General features: G+C 45.8%; 17 protein-coding genes. 11 read left to right on the plus strand and 6 right to left on the minus strand.

Annotated elements, in window-relative coordinates:
* Nucleotides 1–295: 295 nt before the first annotated feature.
* The 4 genes from potD to potA form a co-directional block, all read right to left on the minus strand.
* On the minus strand, nucleotides 296–1336 hold the full coding sequence (gene potD / locus HYN51_RS06485; RefSeq protein WP_108899271.1) for a spermidine/putrescine ABC transporter substrate-binding protein PotD: 1041 nt from the start codon (nucleotides 1334–1336) through the stop codon (nucleotides 296–298).
* A 65-nt stretch (nucleotides 1337–1401) separates the two neighbouring features.
* Nucleotides 1402–2178: a spermidine/putrescine ABC transporter permease PotC gene (gene potC / locus HYN51_RS06490; RefSeq protein ID WP_108899272.1), complete on the minus strand. Its 777-nt coding sequence runs from the start codon at nucleotides 2176–2178 to the stop codon at nucleotides 1402–1404.
* Nucleotides 2175–3050: a spermidine/putrescine ABC transporter permease PotB gene (gene potB / locus HYN51_RS06495; protein ID WP_108899273.1), complete on the minus strand. Its 876-nt coding sequence runs from the start codon at nucleotides 3048–3050 to the stop codon at nucleotides 2175–2177. Before potB ends, potC begins: the two co-directional genes overlap by 4 nt.
* Complete coding sequence (gene potA, locus HYN51_RS06500) at nucleotides 3034–4149, minus strand: spermidine/putrescine ABC transporter ATP-binding protein PotA (RefSeq protein ID WP_108899274.1); 1116 nt, start codon at nucleotides 4147–4149, stop codon at nucleotides 3034–3036. Before potA ends, potB begins: the two co-directional genes overlap by 17 nt.
* A gap of 394 nt (nucleotides 4150–4543) precedes the next feature.
* Here potA and pepT point away from each other — a divergent pair, with 394 nt between their 5' ends.
* The 6 genes from pepT to dppF all read left to right on the plus strand — a co-directional run bounded on the left by pepT (nucleotide 4544) and on the right by dppF (nucleotide 11945).
* Nucleotides 4544–5785 (plus strand): peptidase T, encoded by a 1242-nt coding sequence (gene pepT, locus HYN51_RS06505; protein WP_108899275.1) that lies wholly within the window; start codon nucleotides 4544–4546, stop codon nucleotides 5783–5785.
* Between the two features lie 522 nt (nucleotides 5786–6307).
* Nucleotides 6308–7900: a dipeptide ABC transporter periplasmic-binding protein DppA gene (gene dppA / locus HYN51_RS06510; protein WP_108899276.1), complete on the plus strand. Its 1593-nt coding sequence runs from the start codon at nucleotides 6308–6310 to the stop codon at nucleotides 7898–7900.
* Between the two features lie 124 nt (nucleotides 7901–8024).
* Entirely contained in the window at nucleotides 8025–9044 is a 1020-nt protein-coding gene (gene dppB, locus HYN51_RS06515) for a dipeptide ABC transporter permease DppB (protein ID WP_108899277.1), read from the plus strand.
* Between the two features lie 10 nt (nucleotides 9045–9054).
* Nucleotides 9055–9945 carry a dipeptide ABC transporter permease DppC gene (gene dppC / locus HYN51_RS06520; RefSeq protein WP_108899278.1) on the plus strand — a complete coding sequence of 297 codons (891 nt, stop codon included), beginning with the start codon at nucleotides 9055–9057 and terminating at the stop codon, nucleotides 9943–9945.
* A gap of 12 nt (nucleotides 9946–9957) precedes the next feature.
* Nucleotides 9958–10938, plus strand: a complete 981-nt coding sequence (dppD, locus tag HYN51_RS06525) for a dipeptide ABC transporter ATP-binding protein (RefSeq protein WP_108899279.1) — start codon at nucleotides 9958–9960, stop codon at nucleotides 10936–10938.
* Nucleotides 10935–11945: a dipeptide ABC transporter ATP-binding subunit DppF gene (gene dppF, locus HYN51_RS06530; protein ID WP_108899280.1), complete on the plus strand. Its 1011-nt coding sequence runs from the start codon at nucleotides 10935–10937 to the stop codon at nucleotides 11943–11945. Before dppD ends, dppF begins: the two co-directional genes overlap by 4 nt.
* 97 nt (nucleotides 11946–12042) lie before the next feature.
* Here the strand turns inward: dppF and HYN51_RS06535 are convergent, their stop codons facing one another.
* Entirely contained in the window at nucleotides 12043–13167 is a 1125-nt protein-coding gene (locus tag HYN51_RS06535; protein WP_108899281.1) for a ribosomal protein uL16 3-hydroxylase, read from the minus strand.
* Nucleotides 13168–13544: 377 nt separating this feature from the next.
* On the opposite strand from HYN51_RS06535, the gene rnm reads away from it, so the two are divergent.
* The 5 genes from rnm to HYN51_RS06560 all read left to right on the plus strand — a co-directional run bounded on the left by rnm (nucleotide 13545) and on the right by HYN51_RS06560 (nucleotide 19504).
* Entirely contained in the window at nucleotides 13545–14465 is a 921-nt protein-coding gene (rnm, locus tag HYN51_RS06540) for an RNase RNM (RefSeq protein WP_108899282.1), read from the plus strand.
* A gap of 87 nt (nucleotides 14466–14552) precedes the next feature.
* Nucleotides 14553–15173, plus strand: a complete 621-nt coding sequence (locus HYN51_RS06545) for an L-threonylcarbamoyladenylate synthase (protein ID WP_108899283.1) — start codon at nucleotides 14553–14555, stop codon at nucleotides 15171–15173.
* Nucleotides 15174–15279: 106 nt separating this feature from the next.
* Nucleotides 15280–16161, plus strand: a complete 882-nt coding sequence (gene rluB, locus HYN51_RS06550) for a 23S rRNA pseudouridine(2605) synthase RluB (protein WP_108899284.1) — start codon at nucleotides 15280–15282, stop codon at nucleotides 16159–16161.
* A gap of 716 nt (nucleotides 16162–16877) precedes the next feature.
* On the plus strand, nucleotides 16878–18179 hold the full coding sequence (gene dcuC / locus HYN51_RS06555; protein ID WP_108899285.1) for a C4-dicarboxylate transporter DcuC: 1302 nt from the start codon (nucleotides 16878–16880) through the stop codon (nucleotides 18177–18179).
* 53 nt (nucleotides 18180–18232) lie between these two features.
* Nucleotides 18233–19504 (plus strand): amidohydrolase, encoded by a 1272-nt coding sequence (locus HYN51_RS06560; RefSeq protein WP_108899286.1) that lies wholly within the window; start codon nucleotides 18233–18235, stop codon nucleotides 19502–19504.
* 307 nt (nucleotides 19505–19811) lie between these two features.
* On the opposite strand, the gene HYN51_RS06565 is transcribed toward HYN51_RS06560, so the two are convergent.
* The gene (locus HYN51_RS06565; RefSeq protein WP_108899287.1) at nucleotides 19812–20573 is read right to left on the minus strand and encodes a YciK family oxidoreductase; all 762 of its coding nucleotides are present in this window, start codon (nucleotides 20571–20573) and stop codon (nucleotides 19812–19814) included.
* Between the last annotated feature and the right edge of the window lie 158 nt (nucleotides 20574–20731).

The following is a 20731-nucleotide window of genomic DNA, read 5'->3' on the forward strand; positions in this document are numbered from 1 at the left end:
GTGTCATATTGCGATGAGTATTTATCCTTATATCAGAAAACGATGAGATAAATAAACCCACGCATATGAAGCAATATCATTAACGGCAAAACGTGCCCGATTATCATAATAATGGATACTTTAGACCTTAGTCTAATTTTTGCATTGAGTTGATATACATCCTATCGTCCTTACACTGAACGATGGGAAGAGAAGGAATAACAGGGTGGTAAGAATAAAAAAATACCGGAGAGAGGCTATATGCCATTCTCCGGTAGTATCAGTTAATCTGTGCTAAAAGGTAGGGTAAGGCTAATCAGCCGCCTGCTTTTAGGTTTTGGAATAATGTTTCATACAGTAAACCAGACTCACCGACAGAACCCTGCCATTGACCATTTTTAATGGTTTCCTCGTCAGGATACAGCGATTTATCTTCAGTTAGCGCTTTAGGTAACAGTTTTCTCGCTTCAATGTTTGGCGTTGGATAACCAATTTCGTTAGCAATTCTGGCTGCAACTTCAGGGCGCAGCAGATAATCGATTAACTTCAGCGCACCTTCAACGTTTTTGGCGTTTGAAGGAATAGCCATACTGTCCATCCAGAAGATGGCACCTTCTTTAGGCCAGATAAACTGGAGGTGTACCCCTTCTTGGCGGGCCATATAAGAAGAACCGTTCCACAGCATGCCAATATCAATATCCCCTTCAATATAAGGGTTAGCTGGCGCATCGGAGTTAAACACGACCACGTTAGGCATCAGCTTACGTAATTCTTCGTAGGCTTCCTGAATTTGTTTAGGATCGGTGGTATTAATGGAGTAGCCAAGTTTTTGTAACGCAATAGGAAATACTTCACGCGCATCGTCTAGAATCAGAATACGATCTTTAAAACGCGGACTCCACAGGTCAGCCCAACTGGTCACAGTTTTTGGATCGATAACGTCAGTATTAACCGCAATAGCTGTAGCACCCCAAGTATAAGGGATGGACCATTCGTTGGTTGGGTCGAAAGGTTTTGACTGTAACGCAGGGTCAATGTTTTTGAAATTTTTCAGCTTACTGGTATCAATCTTTTGGATCATACCTTCATCACGCATACGAGCAACAAAATACGCCGACGGCACGACTAAATCGTAAGCCCCGTCTTTGTATGTTTTCAGCTTGGTATACATGGTATCGATCGACTCAAATGACGAGTTGATCACTTTAATACCGGTCTCTTTGGTGAAATCGTCCATTAATCCCGGTGGAACATATTCAGACCAGTTATAGAAATAAACGACATCTTTATCGGCCTGAGCGGCACCGATAGAGAGCAGCATGGCTCCTGCAGCCAGCAGATGAGACCACTTTTTCATTCAGCGTATCTCCTTAAAAGGGAGCGGTGGAGATGAAACGCCGGAGCAGGGCTCCGGCGATAAACTTATTTGGTATTGCGCTCGCGCATAACCAGCTGGCTGGCCAGCACCATAAGCAGTGAGAACGCTAGCATAATGGTGGCTAATGCGTTCACTTCTGGAGACATACCCACTTTCACCATTGAATAAATCTTCAACGGTAGAATTTCATAGGATGGACCCGTCACAAAGGAGGAGACCACAACGTCATCCATTGATAGCGTAAAGCTCAGCAACCAACCGCCTATAACCGCAGGCATAGCGATAGGTAGCACGATTTTACGCATAATAGTGAACTCAGTGGCACCCAAATCGCGAGCTGCTTCCAACATTCTGACGTCAAAACCTTTCAGACGAGAGTAAACGGTAATGACAACGAAAGGCAGACAGAAAGTGATATGCGCCAACATTAGTGACCAGAAACCGAGCGATAACCCCAGTAACATATACAACGCTAACAGCGATATGGCCATTACAATATCCGGAGACATCATCACCACAAACAGCATGCCGCTAACAAAGTGCTTGCCGCGGAACTGATAGCGATATAGTGCCACTGCCGTCAGTGAACCAATCAGTGTCGCGAAGGTGGCAGAGAAGGTGGCAATTACCACCGAGTGACCGGCAGCCTGTAACAGGCTGTCGTTGTTCAACAGGATTTCATACCACTGGGTGGTAAACCCTTTCCAAGTCACACCATACTTTGCTGAGTTAAAGGAGTTTACGATCAGAATACCGATCGGGATATATAAAAAGGCATAAACAGCGGTCATAAAGCCGCCACGGAAAAGGCGTCCAATCATTCCAGTTCATCCTTCCGGTTAAGTAACTTAGCTACACGGTAATAGAAATACAGCATCAGACCCATCAGGATGGTTAAGCTAATACTGGTTGCTGCACCGAATGGCCAGTCGCGCAATCTCAGGAACTGGTTCTTTATTACGTTACCAACGAGTAGGTTCTTTGCACCACCCAGCAGGTCTGCAATATAGAACATGCCCATCGCCGGCAGTAAAACCAGTAAACAACCGGCAATAATACCCGGCATGGTTAATGGAATAATGACGCGGATAAAAGTCTGAACCTTTTTCGCCCCCAGATCCCGGGCTGCCTCAATATAGTTTTTATCCAGTTTTTCGATACTGGAATAGAGCGGAAGCACCATAAACGGTAGCAGAATATAGACTAAACCAATGATCACCGCTTCCTGTGAGTACATGATACGCAGTGGTTCATCAATGAGACCAATGCCTAACAAGATCTGGTTCAATACGCCTTTGGTACTGATAAAAATTTTCAGACCATAGGTACGAATCAGTGAGTTAGTCCAGAATGGAATGATCAACAGGAATAGCATAATTGGCTGGATGCGTTTTGGCATACTGGCAATACAGTAGGCAAACGGATAGCCGATAATCAAACAGAAGAATGTTGCAATCAGCGCCATATTCAGCGAGTGCAATACCACCTGCAGATACATCGGGTCAAACAGCCGACTGTAGTTGTCCAGACTGAATACCAGCGAGATAAGATTCGCATCGTCCCGGGTAAGGAAACTGGTTCCAATAATCATCAGGTTAGGTAAGAAAACAAACAGTACCAACCAAGATACGATGATCGCTATGGAAACCTGTTGAAACAGCTTACGCTGTGACGGTTTATTGTGCGCCTTCATCTGCCAGTACCACCTCCCAGCGTTCAACCCAGGTCACTGCGACTTTGTGGTCCAGTGAGTGATCGACATCAGGATCGTCTTCGTTGAAGAATTCACTGATCGTCACCATTTTGCCACTTTCTAACTCAACCACAGATTCCAGCATCATCCCTTTGTAGTTGTGTTCGCGAATGTAGCCAACCAGCCCATCCACTCTTTCACCGTCTTTAACGGCCACAACAGCAAGGTCTTCAGGACGCAGTAGAACTTTAACTTTATCCCCGGGTTGTACATCCAGATCGGTCAGAATACCGCACTCCCGGCCTTCAACGTTGGCCCAGACGCGTTTTTCATCAATACGGTTGATAATCACCGCATCGAATTCGTTAATTTCACCGATAAAGCGAGCAACGAACATATTTTTTGGCTCTTCGTAGATTTCACGAGGAGTACCATCTTGTTCGATTTGACCGTTACGCATAACCACAATACGGTCAGACATGGTCAGCGCTTCTTCCTGATCGTGAGTAACGAATACGAAGGTGATGCCTAATTTGCGTTGTAATGCCTGTAGTTCACTCTGCATCTGCTTACGTAGTTTGTAATCCAGTGCAGACAGTGATTCATCCAGCAGTAAAACTTTTGGCTTATTCACAACGGCACGAGCAATGGCAACGCGCTGCTGTTGACCACCGGAAAGCTGATGAGGTTTACGCTGGGCATAAGAGTCCAGTTGTACCATCTTCAGCGCGTCCATTACGCGAGGCGTAATCTGGTCTGCCGGCGTTTTTTGCATACGCAGGCCAAAAGCGACGTTTTCAAAAATCGTCATATGTGGGAATAGCGCATAGCTCTGGAACACGGTATTAACATGCCGTTGTTCCGCAGGCTGGTGCGTAATATCCTGATTGGTCAGTAAAATCTGTCCATCATCAACGGTTTCTAAACCGGCAATCAGACGAAGTACTGTCGTTTTTCCGCAGCCGGAAGGGCCCAGAATTGTCAGGAACTCACCATCATTAATCGTTAAATTAAAATGGTTAATGATGTCACGACCGTCGAAAGCTTTACGTACGTTTTTAAGTTCGACAACCGGTAAAATAGAGGTGTTATCAGTCATTTAATTTAGTTACTCTATCCCGTGGATTGAGGCAGATAGAACCATCACTGGAAAGACTGCATGGATAAACATTAAGTGTAGCGCAATTGACTTATTCCGCTTATTTCTGCCAATCCAAAACCAGTGACCCCATTCGATTTTTCGAGCGCGGATAATAGACCCTGACGCCAATAAATGAAAGCCTATTTAGGCAATTATTGTGTGTTTTTTTATCAATATAATTTTTTATGGTTAACAACGAGTTGCCGAAAAGAATAAATTGGCCTTTAGATATTATTTTTTTGCTACCTATTTCCTTTAAATATCATGTAAAAACAGGTCTAAAACTGACTTGACGCAATATTTTGAACCGAGGGATACGCATAATGATAAGGATATATTTAAGGGGATAAAAATGGATAGACTACTCGATCGCTTTTTTCACTACGTCTCGTTTGATACTCAGTCAAGACCGAATGCTCGCCAGATCCCGAGTACGGAAGGGCAAACCGTGTTGGCGAAAAACCTGCGAAAGGAATTGATTGAACTGGGATTAACGGATGTTGTATTAAGCGACAGTGGCTACTTGATGGCAACGTTACCCTCAAATGTTGGCTGGTCAGTTCCCACCATCGGTTTTCTTGCCCACATGGATACCTCACCCGAAGTTTCAGGCAAGGGGGTAAGGCCGCAAATTGTAGAAAATTATCGCGGTGGTGATATTGCATTAGGTATTGGTGATGAAGTGTTATCCCCCGTGATGTTTCCGATATTACATCAACTGTACGGTCATACACTGATCACCACCGATGGAAAAACATTGCTGGGTGCGGATGATAAAGCAGGTATTGCGGAAATTATTACTGCGATAGCCTGTCTTAAAGGTCGTAATGTACCTCATGGCGATATTCGAATTGCGTTTACAACCGATGAAGAGGTGGGTAAAGGCATGAAGAATTTTAATGTTGAACAGTTTGGCGCCAAATGGGCCTATACCGTGGATGGCGGTGGCGTGGGTGAACTGGAGTGTGAAAACTTCAACGCCGCTCAGGCGACGATAAAAATTGTCGGTAACGCGGTACATATTGGTTCAGCCAAAGGGGTGATGGTTAGCGCACTTTCTCTGGCCGCCCGTTTTCAGCAGGCGCTTCCCGAAAAGGAAACGCCAGAACATACCGATGGACATCAGGGTTTTTTCCACTTAAATGCCATGCGCGGCGGCGTTGATTACGCTGAAATGAGCTATCTGATTCGTGATTTTGAGCGTGATGGTTTTGATCGTCGTAAACGTATGTTGATTGAGGTTGCACAGCAGGTCGGGGAAGGGTTACATCGAGACTGCCATATTGAAGTTAGCATCAAAGACGTTTATTACAATATGCGCGATGAAGTCGCTCGTTATCCTCACGTTATTGATATTGCGCGTCAGGCGGTACTAGATAACCAGATTGAACCGATAGTCAATCCTATCCGTGGGGGAACCGATGGGGCGCTCCTTTCTTATATGGGGGTTCCTTGTCCCAACATCTTTACAGGTGGCTACAATGCTCATAGCAAATATGAGTTTGTTACGGTTGAGGGTATGGAGAAGGCGGTTTCAGTCATCATGCGCATTGCGGAATTAACCGCAGATAAAGCTAAAACGCATACTTTTTGAGTTAAACAAATTAACTAGGTTGCACGATAAATGACGATGTTATTATTCAGTGCAACCTTTTTTGTTTAATTTTTAAACCAAATTATTCAAAAAGTGTGATGAAATTCAGAGTTTTAAAACTAATCCTTTCTCTATTGCTTAATTCTTCTTTTTCCCTTCTTGTGAAAAAAGATAACAGCGATTTCTCATCTGGTATTTCAAATAAAAAAATAACATTAGCGATTTAATTAACTAATTATTTGTTATTTTTTAGCATAAAAATACAAAATCGCTTCAACCATTCTGATTTAAATTTTATGGCTATACTTCATTTGCGTAAATGTTAATGAAATGTATCTTTTATGCGATTTGTTATTTATCACCCGTATAGGGTTGCGCTGGTCATTGACTGTTTATTGATCGCTAAGTCAATAAACGATCAATATAAATAATAAATTGCGTTACTGAAATGCAAAGAAACTACCGTTAACCGGATCGTAAACAAAACAAGCAAACGACATCCTATTATCGTGGGAGTTAATAATGAAAAAGAAGTTACTTAATTTGAGTATTGGACTGGCTGCGCTGGGTCTTGTCGCCGGTGCACAGGCAAATACATTGGTATATTGCTCTGAGGGATCGCCTGAAGGCTTTAGTCCACAATTGTATACCAGTGGTACAAGCTTTGATGCCAGCTCGGTGCCTATTTATAACCGTTTAGTCGAGTTTAAAATTGGTGGTACTGAAACTATTCCCGGTCTGGCCGAGAAGTGGGACGTGAGTAGCGATGGTAAAATCTATACTTTCCATTTGCGTAAAGGCGTGAAGTTCCACAGCAATAAAGATTTCAAACCCACCCGCGACTTTAACGCGGATGACGTTATTTTCTCTTTCATGCGTCAAAAAGATGAAAACCATCCGTACCATAAAGTATCCGGTGGCAACTATGCCTACTTTGGTGATATGGGCATGAAGGATCTGATTCAAAGCATTGAGAAGGTCGACGATTACACGGTTAAGATAGTATTAACGCGCCCAGAAGCGCCGTTTATTGCTGATATTGCGATGGATTTTGCCTCTATCTTCTCTGCAGAATATGCTGATGCCATGATGAAAGCGGGCAAGCCAGAGCAGGTTGATTTGTCGCCTATCGGTACCGGCCCATTCCAGTTAATGCAGTATCAGAAAGATGCTCGCATTCTGTATAAAGCGTTCGACCAATATTGGGGCACCAAGCCAAAAATCGATCGTTTAGTCTTCTCTATCACCCCAGATGCTTCTGTGCGTTACGCTAAAATTCAGAAAAATGAATGTCAGGTAATGCCCTATCCAAACCCAGCGGATCTGGAAAAAATGAAGCAGGATAAAGATATTGTTCTGCAACAGAAAGCGGGTCTGAATGTCGGCTATCTTTCATTTAACATGCTTAAGCCACCGTTGGATAATCTGAAAGTTCGTCAGGCATTAACGATGGCGGTCAATAAAAAATCAATTATTGATGCGGTATTCCAGGGGGCAGGTCAGCCCGCTAAAAACCTGATCCCACCAACCATGTGGTCTTATAACGATGATGTAAAAGACTATGAATACGATCCGGCTAAAGCTAAGGCGCTGTTAAAAGAAGCTGGTTTGCCAGATGGTTTCAGTATCGATCTGTGGGCAATGCCGGTACAGCGACCTTACAACCCGAATGCTCGTCGTATGGCAGAGATGATTCAGTCTGACTGGGCGGCTATCGGTGTGAAAGCCAAGATTGTTACCTATGAGTGGGGAGAGTATCTGAAGCGCACTAAGAGCGGTGAACATCAGGCGATGCTGATCGGCTGGACCGGTGACAACGGGGATCCCGATAACTTCTTCGCCACGCTGTTTAGCTGTGATGCGGCTAAAGATGGCTCAAACTATTCTCGTTGGTGCTATAAGCCGTTTGAAGATCTGATTCAGGCTGCTCGCGTTGAATCTGACCACAATAAACGTATTGCGCTGTACAAAGAGGCTCAGGTAGTGATGCACGATCAGGCTCCTGCACTGATGATTGCACACTCAACCGTGTCTGAACCGGTACGTAAAGAAGTTAAAGGCTATGTGATTGACGGTCGTCGCCATGCTTTTGCTACCACGTCCATTGAAAAATAGAAGTAGTTAATTCTGACCCCGTTTCGGCGCTAGACGCTGGCACGGGGTCAGTCGACTAAACCGCGTCTCTCTGTAACAGACCCATAATCTGTCGTCATGACAATAACTACTGAGATACACAATTATGCTTCAATTCATCCTAAGGCGTTTCGGACTAATTATTCCAACCTTCATCGGAATTACCTTATTAAGCTTCGCCTTTATACATGTCATTCCCGGCGACCCGGTCATGATTATGGCGGGCGAGCGGGGTATATCAGCGGAACGTCACGCACAAATGATGGCTCAACTGGGGCTGGATAAGCCGCTGTATGAGCAATACATCAATTATGTGGTCAATTTATTGCATGGTAACTTAGGGATATCCATCAATACTAAAATCCCTATTTGGGACGAATTTGTTCCTCGTTTTATGGCGACGTTTGAACTGGGTTTCTGTGCGATGTTATTCGCTATCGTAGTCGGTATTCCCGTGGGTGTATTGGCGGCGGTAAAACGCGGTTCGGTGTTCGACCATGCTTCTGTCAGTTTGGCATTAACCGGTTATTCCATGCCGATCTTCTGGTGGGGAATGATGCTGATTATGCTGGTCTCGGTTCATTTTAATCTGACGCCGGTCTCCGGACGTATCAGTGATTCTATTTTTCTTGATGATAGCCAACCGCTAACCGGTCTGATGCTGGTAGATACCTTATTGTATGGAGGGGCTGGAGACTTCTGGGATGCAGTTCACCATATTATTCTACCCGCGCTGGTGCTGGGCACCATTCCTTTGGCAGTGATTGTGCGTATGACTCGCTCGTCAATGTTGGAAGTGCTGGGGGAAGACTATATTCGTACCGCGCGGGCCAAAGGGCTGAGTCGCATTCGGGTGATTGTGATTCACGCACTGCGTAATGCGCTGTTGCCAGTAATAACCATCATTGGATTACAGATAGGTACGCTACTGGCGGGTGCAATTTTAACTGAAACCATCTTTGCTTGGCCGGGGCTGGGGCGTTGGTTAATTGATGGTTTACAGCGCCGAGATTATCCGGTGGTACAAGGTGGTGTATTACTGATCGCCATTATGATTATTCTGGTTAACCTGCTGGTAGATATTCTCTACGGCGTGGTGAATCCACGTATTCGGCATAGAAAATAGGAGGCGCATCATGAGTGAAGTCATCGTATCCGCGCCAAAACCAATGACGCCGCTGCAGGAATTCTGGCACTACTTTCGCCGTAATAAAGGTGCAGTAGTGGGGATGATATATATCATCATCATGTTAATTATTGCCGTTGGCGCCCAGTGGTTAACGCCATATTCACCAGCAGAGCAGTTTCGTGATGCGTTGTTGACACCACCGGCCTGGCAGGATGGCGGCAGCATGCAACATATTTTAGGTACCGATGACGTAGGCAGGGATATTCTTTCTCGCCTGATGTACGGTACACGGTTATCGCTGTTGGTTGGCTGTCTGGTGGTTAGCCTGTCGCTGGTCCTTGGTGTGATTTTAGGGGTTATAGCCGGTTATCTGGGCGGTATTATCGATATCGCGATTATGCGAGTAGCCGATATTATGCTGGCGCTACCCAGCCTGTTGTTAGCTTTGGTGCTGGTAGCGATTTTTGGTCCCTCAATTGTTAATGCTTCGCTGGCCCTGACCTTTGTCTCATTGCCGCACTATGTGCGTTTAACGCGGGCAGCGGTATTGTCAGAGGTTAATCGCGACTATGTCATCGCGTCTCGCGTGGCGGGGGCGGGTCCAATACGCCAGATGTTTATTAATATTCTGCCAAACTGTCTGGCTCCGTTGATCGTTCAGGCATCGTTGGGTTTTTCTAACGCTATTTTGGATATGGCCGCATTGGGTTTTCTAGGGATGGGGGCACAGCCGCCAACGCCTGAATGGGGAACCATGCTTTCTTCCGTATTGCAGTTTGCTCAAAGTGCTTGGTGGGTGGTGACATTCCCTGGGCTGGCTATTTTGTTTACCGTACTGGCCTTCAACTTAATGGGGGACGGCCTACGTGATGCGCTCGACCCTAAACTTAAGCAGTAATCGGGGGAAGAAATGGCACTATTAGACATTGAACAACTGTCCGTTCACTTTGGTGATGACAGTACCCCGTTCCGGGCAGTTGACCGCATAAGCTACAGCGTCGAGAAAGGGGAAGTGGTTGGCATTGTAGGGGAGTCCGGTTCCGGTAAGTCGGTCAGTTCACTGGCCATTATGGGGCTGATTGATTTCCCCGGTAAAGTGATGGCTAACGGCTTGCATTTCGATGGCAGGGATTTGCGTACCATCACTGAAAAAGAGCGCCGCCAGATTGTGGGGGATGAAATCGCCATGATTTTTCAGGACCCCATGACCAGTCTCAATCCATGCTATACAGTGGGTTATCAAATTATGGAAGCGCTGAAAATTCATCAGGGTGGTAATCGAAAAACGCGTCGCCAGCGCGCCGTTGATTTATTGACTCAGGTTGGTATTCCTGCACCGGAATCCCGTTTGGATAACTATCCTCATCAACTATCCGGCGGTATGAGTCAGAGAGTGATGATTGCGATGGCCATCGCCTGCCGCCCTCAGTTGTTGATTGCTGATGAACCAACCACGGCGCTGGATGTGACCATTCAGGCGCAAATTATCGAACTACTGCTAGCATTGCAGCGCCGCGAGAATATGGCGTTAATTCTGATTACTCACGATTTGGCACTGGTGGCTGAAGCCGCACAGTACATTATTGTGATGTATGCCGGTCAGGTGATGGAAAGCGGTAAGGCGGAAGAGATTTTCCGTACTCCACGCCATCCTTATACTCAAGCGTTGTTGCGTGCATTACCTGAATTTTCTAGCGAGAAAGAGCGCCTAAATTCGTTACCCGGCGTTGTTCCCGGGAAATACGATCGGCCTCAGGGCTGTTTATTAAGTCCTCGTTGCCCTTATGCCACTGATTTTTGCCGCAAACAGGAGCCGGATTTAAAAGGGGAAGCAAGAAGACAGGTGAAATGCCATACGCCGCTTGACGATCAGGGGAGGCCAACGTTATGAGTCAGGAATATCCATTATTACAGGCCATTGGTCTGAAAAAGTATTATTCGGTTAAAAATGGGCTGTTCTCTCCTCAACAGCAGGTTAAGTCCCTTGATGGCGTCTCTTTTACTTTGGAACGAGGGAAAACGCTGGCGGTGGTGGGAGAGTCCGGCTGTGGCAAGTCAACGCTGGGTCGTATGTTGACCATGATTGAAGTGCCTACCGAGGGTGAACTCTACTATCAAGGACAAGATCTGCTAAAACACGATCCTGCCGCCCAAAAGCTTCGCCGTCAGAAAATTCAGATCGTATTCCAAAATCCTTATGGTTCGTTGAATCCTCGCAAGAAGATTGGCGACATACTAGAAGAACCTTTACTGATAAATACTTCTTTATCTAAAGCGGAACGCCGTGAACAAGCGCTGGCAATTATGGCTAAGGTTGGGCTGAGAACCGAGCATTATGAACGTTATCCCCATATGTTCTCGGGCGGTCAACGCCAGCGTATTGCCATTGCGCGTGGGTTGATGCTTAATCCGGATATTGTGGTGGCGGATGAGCCGGTATCGGCATTGGACGTTTCTGTTCGGGCACAGGTACTGAACCTGATGATGGATTTGCAGCAGGAAATGGGGCTATCTTACGTCTTCATTTCCCATGATTTATCAGTGGTTGAGCATATTGCCGACGATGTGATGGTGATGTATTTAGGCCGTTGCGTAGAGCAGGGTACTAAAGACCAGATTTTTAATAATCCACGTCATCCTTATACTCAGGCGTTACTCTCGGCGACTCCGCGTCTAAACCCTGATGTACGTCGTGAAAGAATCAAACTGACCGGTGAACTACCAAGCCCGTTAAATCCACCGCAAGGCTGCGCTTTTAACGCCCGCTGCCAACGCGCCTTTGATACCTGTTTTGAAGTAAAACCCGTATTGAAGAATTATAACGGACAGTTGATCGCCTGTTTTGCGGTGGAGCAGGATGACGGAAATAAAGTCTGTGGTCTTAAAAAAGCAGTATAGCGCTTTGATATAGTCTGGTTTGCTCATGCTGATATGAAAAGGCCTCGCATATTGCGAGGCCTCTATTTATAACAAATTTTATAACAAATGGATGATATCAGTAATCATTAAAATACCAATACCCACTATTCACCAGATGAGCCAGCACTGCGACAAATGCCGGGTCTTCCAATGCATCACCCAATTCTTTCTGGCTGATTAATGGATAGCGGCATAAAGCATCGGCTGCTTCAAGGTGCGGAGTATCAATAAGCTCACCGTTTGCAAAGCAAAGGTCACCAACACGCAGCACACGTAGGCCACTTAGGCGAATTAAGCTTTCCCCCTGTACTAATGAATCGTAGATTTCATCAGAACGGTAGGCGGGTTCAGCCGGTGCAATATCCAACTCATGGCGTGACGTTGTCACGAAACGACCAAACCATTGATTGAAATCTTCTGGCTGATTAATCAGATTAATCATCATGCCGCGCAGGCGTTCCAGCTCATAGTTTTCAACCACAGCCGGGTGTTCTCTCAGCTTCAGATCCGGATCGCTATAGTGTTCACCACCCAGATCGTGTTCCAGTACATAATCGGCGAAATTACTGATAAGATCGCGAGAGTTAGGCCCACGATAGCCGACGGAGTAGTTCAGTGCGGTTTCATGAGTATAGCCATCGTGCGGGAATCCAGGTGGAATATACAGAATATCGCCCGGTTCTAAATCTTCATCAATAATCGGATCAAAAGGCTCAACGTGCAGCAAGGCAGGATGTGGACAATATTGCTTTAACGGCTTTTTATCCCCCACGCGCCAACGGCGACTGCCCATACCCTGAATAATAAAGACGTCATATTGGTCAATATGAGGGCCTACGCCGCCGCCTGGAACGGAAAACGAGATCATCAAATCGTCAAGGCGCCAGTCAGGTAACTTACGGAACGGACGAACCAGAGCAGCAGAAGGCGCATGCCAATGGTTAACGGCTTGTACTAATAATGACCAGCCTTTTTCTCCCAAGTGATCGTAGCTTTCGAAAGGCCCATTACTGGCCTGCCAGTGACCGTTTGGCTGGCTCACCAAGCGGCTGTCAACTTCGCTCTCCATAGCCAACCCTGCTAATTCATCCGGCGAGATTGGATCAATAAAGTTTTTGATGACGTTCTTCAGTACTACAGGGCGTTTTTGCCAGTAGCGGTTTAAGAAGTCATCCCAGTCTAAATCAAGTTGATAATCCATCGTTTCAGTTACCATTCAGCAGGAAATTGGCGTGATTATATCGAAGGTTGATTAAGAATACCGGACTGGATTCGCAGTTTTTTCTATTTCTGATTGATAACTGATTTTTCAGATAAAAATTGAGCAACATAAAGATGAAATATCATCCATTTTGCACGATTGAAAAATGAAGAGTGGGAGTCGTCGTAGTGACATGCGTACTCTGGTTTTACATCAAAAAAACGTCTGAAATAAATCTTATTATCTGTTAGGGGCAATCAGCATTAAGCGTTATCATATAGAGAAAATAAGCGAATATTATCCATCCAGTGCATTGTCATTTGGTTGAAGAGATTCATATACCACCAGATAGTAAAGTAGGATCACGTTAAATCCCCATGTCTTTAGATAGCCCACAATTACCCTCTGATGCCCAAGAGAATGAGCCGGTTTCTGTGACAGTTTCACCAGAACTGCCGCGTTTCCCGCTGTACGATCTCCACAGTCACACTAACGCATCTGACGGTATGTTAACGCCTGCACAATTAGTAGAGCGAGCAGTTGAAATGCGCGTCAGCGTGCTGGCGATTACCGATCATGACACCACCAGCGCGTTAGGGGCTGCGAAACAAGCTATTGACGAAAAGGGGTTGGCGCTGTGTTTAATTAATGGCGTAGAAATCTCAACAGGTTGGGAGAGTTTTGATATTCATATCGTTGGCTTGAATATCGATCCCGATTCCAAGGCTATGATCGATCTACTCGCGGAACAAAAGATTAGAAGAGCAGAACGGGCAAAAGAGATAGCCCGACGATTGGAAAAACACCAGATTCCTGACGCACTGAACGGAGCACAACGTTTTGCCGGTGATGCGGCTATTACTAGAGCGCATTTTGCCCGCTATTTAATTGCGTTGGGAAAAGCGTCTGATATGGCTCAGGTGTTTAAAAGCTATCTGGCCCGAGGGAAAACCGGCTATGTACCGCCTCAGTGGTGTACAATAACAGACGCAGTGGAAGCCATTCATCTTGCCGGTGGACAGGCTGTGCTGGCTCATCCGGGGCGTTATGAGCTGTCGGCCAAATGGTTACGACGTCTAATTATCGAGTTTAAACAAGCTGGCGGTGACGCAGTAGAAGTCTCCCAATGCCAGCAAGCCCCACAGGAACGCGCGCAGTTGGCGCTGTATGCTCAGGAATACCAACTACTGGCTTCCCAAGGCTCAGATTTCCACTACCCCTGCGCCTGGGTTGAACTTGGACGGCGACTCTTCCTACCGGATAAAGTCACGCCCGTATGGCATAACTGGTTTGTGTAGTTGATGCATCGTGAAAAATTAAAATAGGGCATTTGTTGATTAGAGTGGTTTTATTTATTAATACCGCCTGGCACCACAGGAGTTCCCATGAGTCAGTTTTTTTATATCCATCAGGATAACCCCCAACCGCGGTTGATTAGCCAGTCGGTAGAGTTTTTACGTAAAGGCGGAGTGATTGTCTATCCGACGGATTCTGGATATGCATTAGGTTGTATGCTGGAAGATAAACACGCGATGGAGCGCATTTGTCGAATTCGTCAGCTAGACAGCAACCATAACTTTACGTTGATGTGCCGCGATTTGTCTGAGCTTTCCACCTATGCTCACGTTGATAATAGCGCTTTCCGGCTTATCAAAAACAATACGCCGGGGAACTACACTTTCATTTTAAAAGCGACGAAAGAAGTTCCACGCCGCCTGATGAATGAAAAGCGTAAAACCATTGGTCTACGCGTGCCATCGAATCCGATAGCATTGGCGCTGTTGGCAGAATTAAATGAACCGATGATGTCCACTACGCTGATGCTGCCGGGTAATGACTTTGCCGAATCCGATCCGGAAGAGATTCGCGATACATTATCAAAGCATGTTGATTTGATTATCAACGGTGGCTATCTAGGCCAACAGCCTACGACGGTAGTTGATCTGACCGATGAGTCACCGGTCGTAGCGCGAGTAGGGGCCGGAGATCCAACACCGTTTCGTTGATGGATAGGGCCGCATAAGGTATGATTCAGATCCACTGATAAATTAATCACTATGACAGATTTATCACTATTATGACGCCTGTGAAGGCGACAAACGAGGTTGCTCAATGAGCGAAAAGTTACAAAAAGTTCTGGCTAACTCTGGTCACGGCTCTCGTCGCGAAATCGAAGCGATGATTCAGGCTGGTCGAATCAGTGTCGACGGTAAAATTGCTACTTTGGGGGATCGCATTGAAGTCAATGCATCAATCAAAGTACGTATTGATGGTCATGTGGTTGCTCTGCGTGAACCGGAAGAGACCGTATGTCGTGTGCTGGCCTACTACAAACCGGAAGGGGAACTCTGTACCCGTAAAGATCCGGAAGGCCGCCCAACCGTATTTGACCGCTTGCCTAAAATGCGCGGCTCCCGCTGGGTTGCGGTAGGGCGTCTGGACGTCAATACCTCAGGCCTGCTGCTGTTTACTACCGATGGTGAACTGGCAAACCGTTTAATGCACCCAAGTCGTGAAGTTGAACGTGAATACGCGGTACGTGTGTTCGGTCAGGTTGATGAAGAAAAAATAAAACAGTTACGAAAAGGCGTACAACTGGAAGACGGCATGGCCGCATTCCGCACTATCAGCTTTCAGGGTGGTGAGGGAATGAATCAGTGGTATAACGTCACGCTGACAGAAGGACGTAACCGTGAAGTTCGTCGCCTGTGGGAAGCGGTTGATGTTCAGGTTAGCCGCCTGATCCGTATTCGCTATGGTGCGTTGGGCTTGCCGAAAGGACTGCCTCGCGGTGGTTGGACCGAGCTCGATCTGAACGCCACAAACTACCTGCGTGAAATGGTAGGCTTACCACCAGAAACCGAAAGTAAGCTTCCGGTGGAACGTGGCCGTCGTCGCACAAAAGCAAATCAAATTCGCCGTGCGGTGAAGAAACATAGCCAAAGACCGGCGTCTAGAAATACCACAAGAAGAAGCGCTCAACCGAAGCGTTAATACTAAAATTGATAAGAATAGCGCCGTGTAGGCGCTATTTTTTTATCTAAAAATCCGGATTATCCATTAATTTCAATTGATAAATTATAAAATTATTAATCCTCTTTTTACATGAATATGATAGCGTTGCTTTTTATATTGCTAAATATGTTGCATTAATATCATGCTATCTAATTTTAATCTTAATCGTGTTAATAACTATTCTCGATAGAGAATAAACCTTAAAAATATTATGTATATTTCCGCTGTTTATCCCGATGTACTCTCTTGCTGTTAATTTTTATCAAAAATTAAAACCAGCCACGCTGCTAAATTGTACATAATTTCATCTTTTCTATTGCTTTCTGATAGTAAAAAATGAAATGTTATAGACGTGTTGTAGCCATGACTCAGCACATAACCCGCTGGAATTAATTTTTTTAATATAAATTACATGTAGTTAATGAAATGGTAGCCACGCGTATATTATTCTAAATGTGGTCATTATTTACATCTTTGATACACAGGCTCTTTCTCGTTACCGAATTTCTTTTTTTTGACATCCATCAACGATATCAGTGGGTCAGTTGCTATAGTGCAGTAGTGCGGAAATAGAAATTTGAGATTATAGTTTATTTGTACTAATTCTTAGGTAATTATCGTTCTGATATATTTGTAATTAAGTGTGGAAGCAATCAAATGATTGCAATTTTAATAAAGCCGATGGTGAGTATAATATGCTACAAATAACGTCTCTGGTGGTTGTCGCAATCACTATTTATTTACTGATAAAACAGTATGAAACGCGGATGGTGCTAATTGGTTCTGGTTTGGTGATGTGTCTTTTGGCATTGTCACCTATGGGGGGGCTTGATGCATTCAGTGAGCGTATGACTTCAGCTAGCCTGATTCAGTCAATTTGTGCCAGTATGGGTTTTGCTTACGTCATGAAGTATACCGAATGTGATATGCATTTGGTGCGTACTTTGACCGGTATGATGAACCGTATGGGTTTCTTCCTGATCCCGATGACGGTGGTTGTGACCTACTTTATTAACATTGCTATTCCTTCAGCCGCCGGGTGTGCGGCAGCGGTAGGAGCAACGTTAATCCCTCTATTGATTGGTGCTCGTATTCACCCTGCCATTGCAGGTGCTGCGGTTCTGAGTGGTACCATCGGTTCTTTCTTAAGCCCAGGTATGTCACATAATGCCTTTGTATCTAACCTGTATAATGAAGTTATGGTTGGTACTGAAGGCTTCAAGCATATGGAAGTTATCGACCTGATTAAACATCACGCGCCAATCAGTATTGCTGTTGGGGTTATCGGTGCGATTTCTCTGTCTGTTGTGGCGCTGGTGCGTAAAGAGTTTCGTGTTGAATTGGCCGATACTGTTGCAATACAAGATGTAGAAGCCAAAGAAAAGCCAAAAACGAACTATTCGTATGCTACTGCACCTTTTATTCCATTAGTGCTACTGTTGGTTGCAGGCTTAACCGATTGGTTTGGCGCAGTGAAAATGACTGTACCGGCAGCAATGGTTATCGGTGTTATCTATGCGCTGCTCATTACCTGCTGTAACCCAACCACGATGACCAAACAGTTCTTTAGCGGTATGGGTAATGCCTATGGTGATGTGATGGGTATCATCATTGCGGCTGCCGTCTTTGCGGCGGGTTTAAAGGTCTCTGGCTTAATCGACAGCTTTATCTTCTTCCTGACTCATAATCCTGAACTGGCTCGTTGGGGCGGTACGATTGGTCCATTCCTGATGGGGATCATTACGGGTTCTGGTGATGCTGCGGCATTAGCCTTCAACGAAACGGTTACCCGCCATGCAGCCGATCTGGGATATACCATTCCTGATCTAGGTATGGCAGCCGCTATTGCTGGTGCATTAGGCCGTACTATGTCGCCAATCGCCGGTGTAACAATCGTTTGTGCTGGTTTAGCAGCAACCAACCCCGTTGAGATAATCAAACGTACTGCGCCTGGTATGCTTATCGCTGTATGTTTTGTGGCCCTGTTTATGCTGTAAACGTTATGCAGTAACTATCGCAGTAACTACCAGATAATAAGGAAGGAAGAGTAATGTCGACTATTGATTTAAACCAATTAGTAACATGGCGTCGTGAATTTCATCGCTTTCCTGAAATCGGTTGGTCCGAATTTACGACTACGGCGCGTTTAATGACTGAATTACGCAAGATGGGGCTTGAGGTTATCACTGGCCCAAAAGTCATTAACCGTGAATTTGTTCGGGGCCGTAGAGCTGAGGTTGTAACGCGGGGGCTGGAATTAGCCAGAGAACGAGGTGTTGATGAAGCGCTGTTAGCTGAGATGGATGAATTAACCGGCTGTATGGCAACATTTTACAGTGGTAAACCGGGTCCGACAGTTGCTCTGCGTTTTGATATTGACTGCGTTAACGTGCAGGAGTGTGCTGCGGGTGAGCATGTTCCTAATAAAGAGGGCTTTTCATCGAAAAGCGCCGGTCTGATGCACGCATGTGGTCATGATGGTCATATGTCCATCGGTTTAGGGATTGCTAAATGGTTAGTTGCAAACGGCAGTTCACTGAGCGGTAAAGTGAAGCTGCTGTTCCAACCGGCTGAAGAGGGCGTTCGTGGCGCAAGGCCAATGGCAGAAAGCGGCATTGTTGATGATGCCGATTACTTCCTTGGTATGCACCTCGGTTTTATCGCCAAAACCGGTGAGATCGTGGTTAATCCAAATAGTTTCCTTTGCACTACCAAGTATGACTTTCGTTTCTACGGAGCACCTGCTCATGCCGGTGCTGAACCTCATTTAGGTCGCAACGCACTGGCCGGTGCCTGCCACGCAGCAACTCAAATGTTAGGGATTTCCCGTCATGGTAAAGGGATGTCCCGAATCAACGTGGGCGTTATCCGGGCAGGTGAAGGCCGTAACGTAGTACCCGCTTATGGTGAGCTTCAGGTTGAAGTTCGCGGCGAAGATGAATCGATTAATACTTTCATGGCTGAGCAGGTAGAGCGCATGGCTGCTGGTGCAGCTCATAGCTTTGACTTACGTTTAGAAAGCGAAGTCATGGGCGAAGCGGTTGATCTGCAAAACGATAAAGAGCTGGTTGATTTATTAACTGACGTTGTGAAACAAAATCCTGAGCTGACTGTGGTACCAGAGCGCATATTTGGCGGCAGTGAGGATGCAACTGTACTGGCCAAACGTGTTCAGCGGCATGGTGGTAAGTCACTGTATTTTATTGTAGGTGCAGATCGAAAAGCAGGCCACCATCAGGCAGAGTTTGACTTTGACGAGCAACAGATGGAAACCGCGGCAAATCTGTTGATAGGCTGTCTGCAAAAACTGATGATTAAATAAATATCTTATTGATGTGGTTAGGAAGCCGCCTTGCAGGCGGCTTGAGAGTGCTGACAAATCTAATAAATCAGCATCTGTGAATCTTCCGGCCGTTCACCTTCGAGCTCGGCCGGAAGATCGTCTGTACTTAGCTATGGAGCGCAACGGGCTTGGCCGGGTTAGGGGCGATCCGGCAGCTAAAGCTGCTACGACCCCAACCCTGACCCTCCCGTCGATTAGCTATCTTAAGGGATTAAATTGAATTAGCAGAGGTTGTCATCGGTCTGAATCCGCTTTACAGGCGGCTTTTTTTTGCATCTAAAGCTTGTTATTTCGCAGCGCCGGGAACCCGATTCGGCTGGGCATCAAAGCTAACGCCAGACTCATTGCTGCTGTCGTCTCCCATAACGTACAAATAGGTTGGCATGATATCAGCAGGTGTCTTCAACAGACCGGGATCTTCTTGTGGGAACGCCGAAGCTCTCATACTGGTACGGGTTCCTCCCGGGTTAATGCAGTTAACCCTCAATGAAGTCCCCTGATATTCGTCCGCCAGAACCTGCATCAGGCCTTCGGTAGCAAATTTCGATACTGAATAAGCCCCCCACCCGCGACGGCCTTTACGGCCTACGCCAGAACTGCTGAAGACCAGTGATGCTTTAGGTGATTTGAGTAACAGCGGCAACAGGGCCTGAGTGAGCATAAACCCGGCATTGACGTTGACTTGCATGACCTGTTGCCAAAGTTCTGGATCCTGAGTACTTATTGGGGCAATTTCACCCAGCAAACCTGCGCTGTGTAGCAATCCATCCAGACGCTCAATTCTGTTAGCTATCTCTTTTGCCAGTGCCTGATAATCGCTGGTTTTTGCCGTCAGTAAATCAAAAGGAAAAATCAGCACAGGATGGCTACCCTGAGCGGCGATTTCTTGCTGTACTTGTTTGAGTTTAGTTTCGCTACGGCCAAGTAATAGTAACTGAGCGCCATAGCGAGCATAGGTTAGAGCCGCTTCTTTACCAATACCGTCACTGGCTCCGGTTATCATGATAATTTTGTTATTGAGTAAATTGGACGGTGGCTGGTAGTGCATAGTCTCTCCTTACGGTATATTTGTCGGCATCACGAACTAAGTGACAAGGTATAGCGAATATAGAATTGTAGCGTTTTAGAAAACTTTTGCATGAGTAGCAAAAGTAAATAGCTATACTTAATGGGTTATTGTTCATCATGTTAGTTCATTGCTAGTTT

Source organism: Limnobaculum parvum (assembly GCF_003096015.2).
Taxonomy (GTDB): domain Bacteria; phylum Pseudomonadota; class Gammaproteobacteria; order Enterobacterales; family Enterobacteriaceae; genus Limnobaculum; species Limnobaculum parvum.

What these genes read in the sequence shown, in the direction of transcription:
- dppD (WP_108899279.1), top strand. Translation starts at nt 9,958, where the DNA reads ATGGCACTATTAGACATTGAACAACTGTCCGTTCACTTTGGTGATGAC.
- HYN51_RS06560 (WP_108899286.1), top strand. Translation starts at nt 18,233, where the DNA reads ATGTCGACTATTGATTTAAACCAATTAGTAACATGGCGTCGTGAATTT.
- HYN51_RS06565 (WP_108899287.1), bottom strand. Translation starts at nt 20,573, where the DNA reads ATGCACTACCAGCCACCGTCCAATTTACTCAATAACAAAATTATCATG.
- dppB (WP_108899277.1), top strand. Translation starts at nt 8,025, where the DNA reads ATGCTTCAATTCATCCTAAGGCGTTTCGGACTAATTATTCCAACCTTC.
- potA (WP_108899274.1), bottom strand. Translation starts at nt 4,149, where the DNA reads ATGACTGATAACACCTCTATTTTACCGGTTGTCGAACTTAAAAACGTA.
- dcuC (WP_108899285.1), top strand. Translation starts at nt 16,878, where the DNA reads ATGCTACAAATAACGTCTCTGGTGGTTGTCGCAATCACTATTTATTTA.
- HYN51_RS06545 (WP_108899283.1), top strand. Translation starts at nt 14,553, where the DNA reads ATGAGTCAGTTTTTTTATATCCATCAGGATAACCCCCAACCGCGGTTG.
- dppA (WP_108899276.1), top strand. Translation starts at nt 6,308, where the DNA reads ATGAAAAAGAAGTTACTTAATTTGAGTATTGGACTGGCTGCGCTGGGT.
- rnm (WP_108899282.1), top strand. Translation starts at nt 13,545, where the DNA reads ATGTCTTTAGATAGCCCACAATTACCCTCTGATGCCCAAGAGAATGAG.
- dppC (WP_108899278.1), top strand. Translation starts at nt 9,055, where the DNA reads ATGAGTGAAGTCATCGTATCCGCGCCAAAACCAATGACGCCGCTGCAG.
- potC (WP_108899272.1), bottom strand. Translation starts at nt 2,178, where the DNA reads ATGATTGGACGCCTTTTCCGTGGCGGCTTTATGACCGCTGTTTATGCC.
- HYN51_RS06535 (WP_108899281.1), bottom strand. Translation starts at nt 13,167, where the DNA reads ATGGATTATCAACTTGATTTAGACTGGGATGACTTCTTAAACCGCTAC.
- rluB (WP_108899284.1), top strand. Translation starts at nt 15,280, where the DNA reads ATGAGCGAAAAGTTACAAAAAGTTCTGGCTAACTCTGGTCACGGCTCT.
- potB (WP_108899273.1), bottom strand. Translation starts at nt 3,050, where the DNA reads ATGAAGGCGCACAATAAACCGTCACAGCGTAAGCTGTTTCAACAGGTT.
- potD (WP_108899271.1), bottom strand. Translation starts at nt 1,336, where the DNA reads ATGAAAAAGTGGTCTCATCTGCTGGCTGCAGGAGCCATGCTGCTCTCT.
- pepT (WP_108899275.1), top strand. Translation starts at nt 4,544, where the DNA reads ATGGATAGACTACTCGATCGCTTTTTTCACTACGTCTCGTTTGATACT.
- dppF (WP_108899280.1), top strand. Translation starts at nt 10,935, where the DNA reads ATGAGTCAGGAATATCCATTATTACAGGCCATTGGTCTGAAAAAGTAT.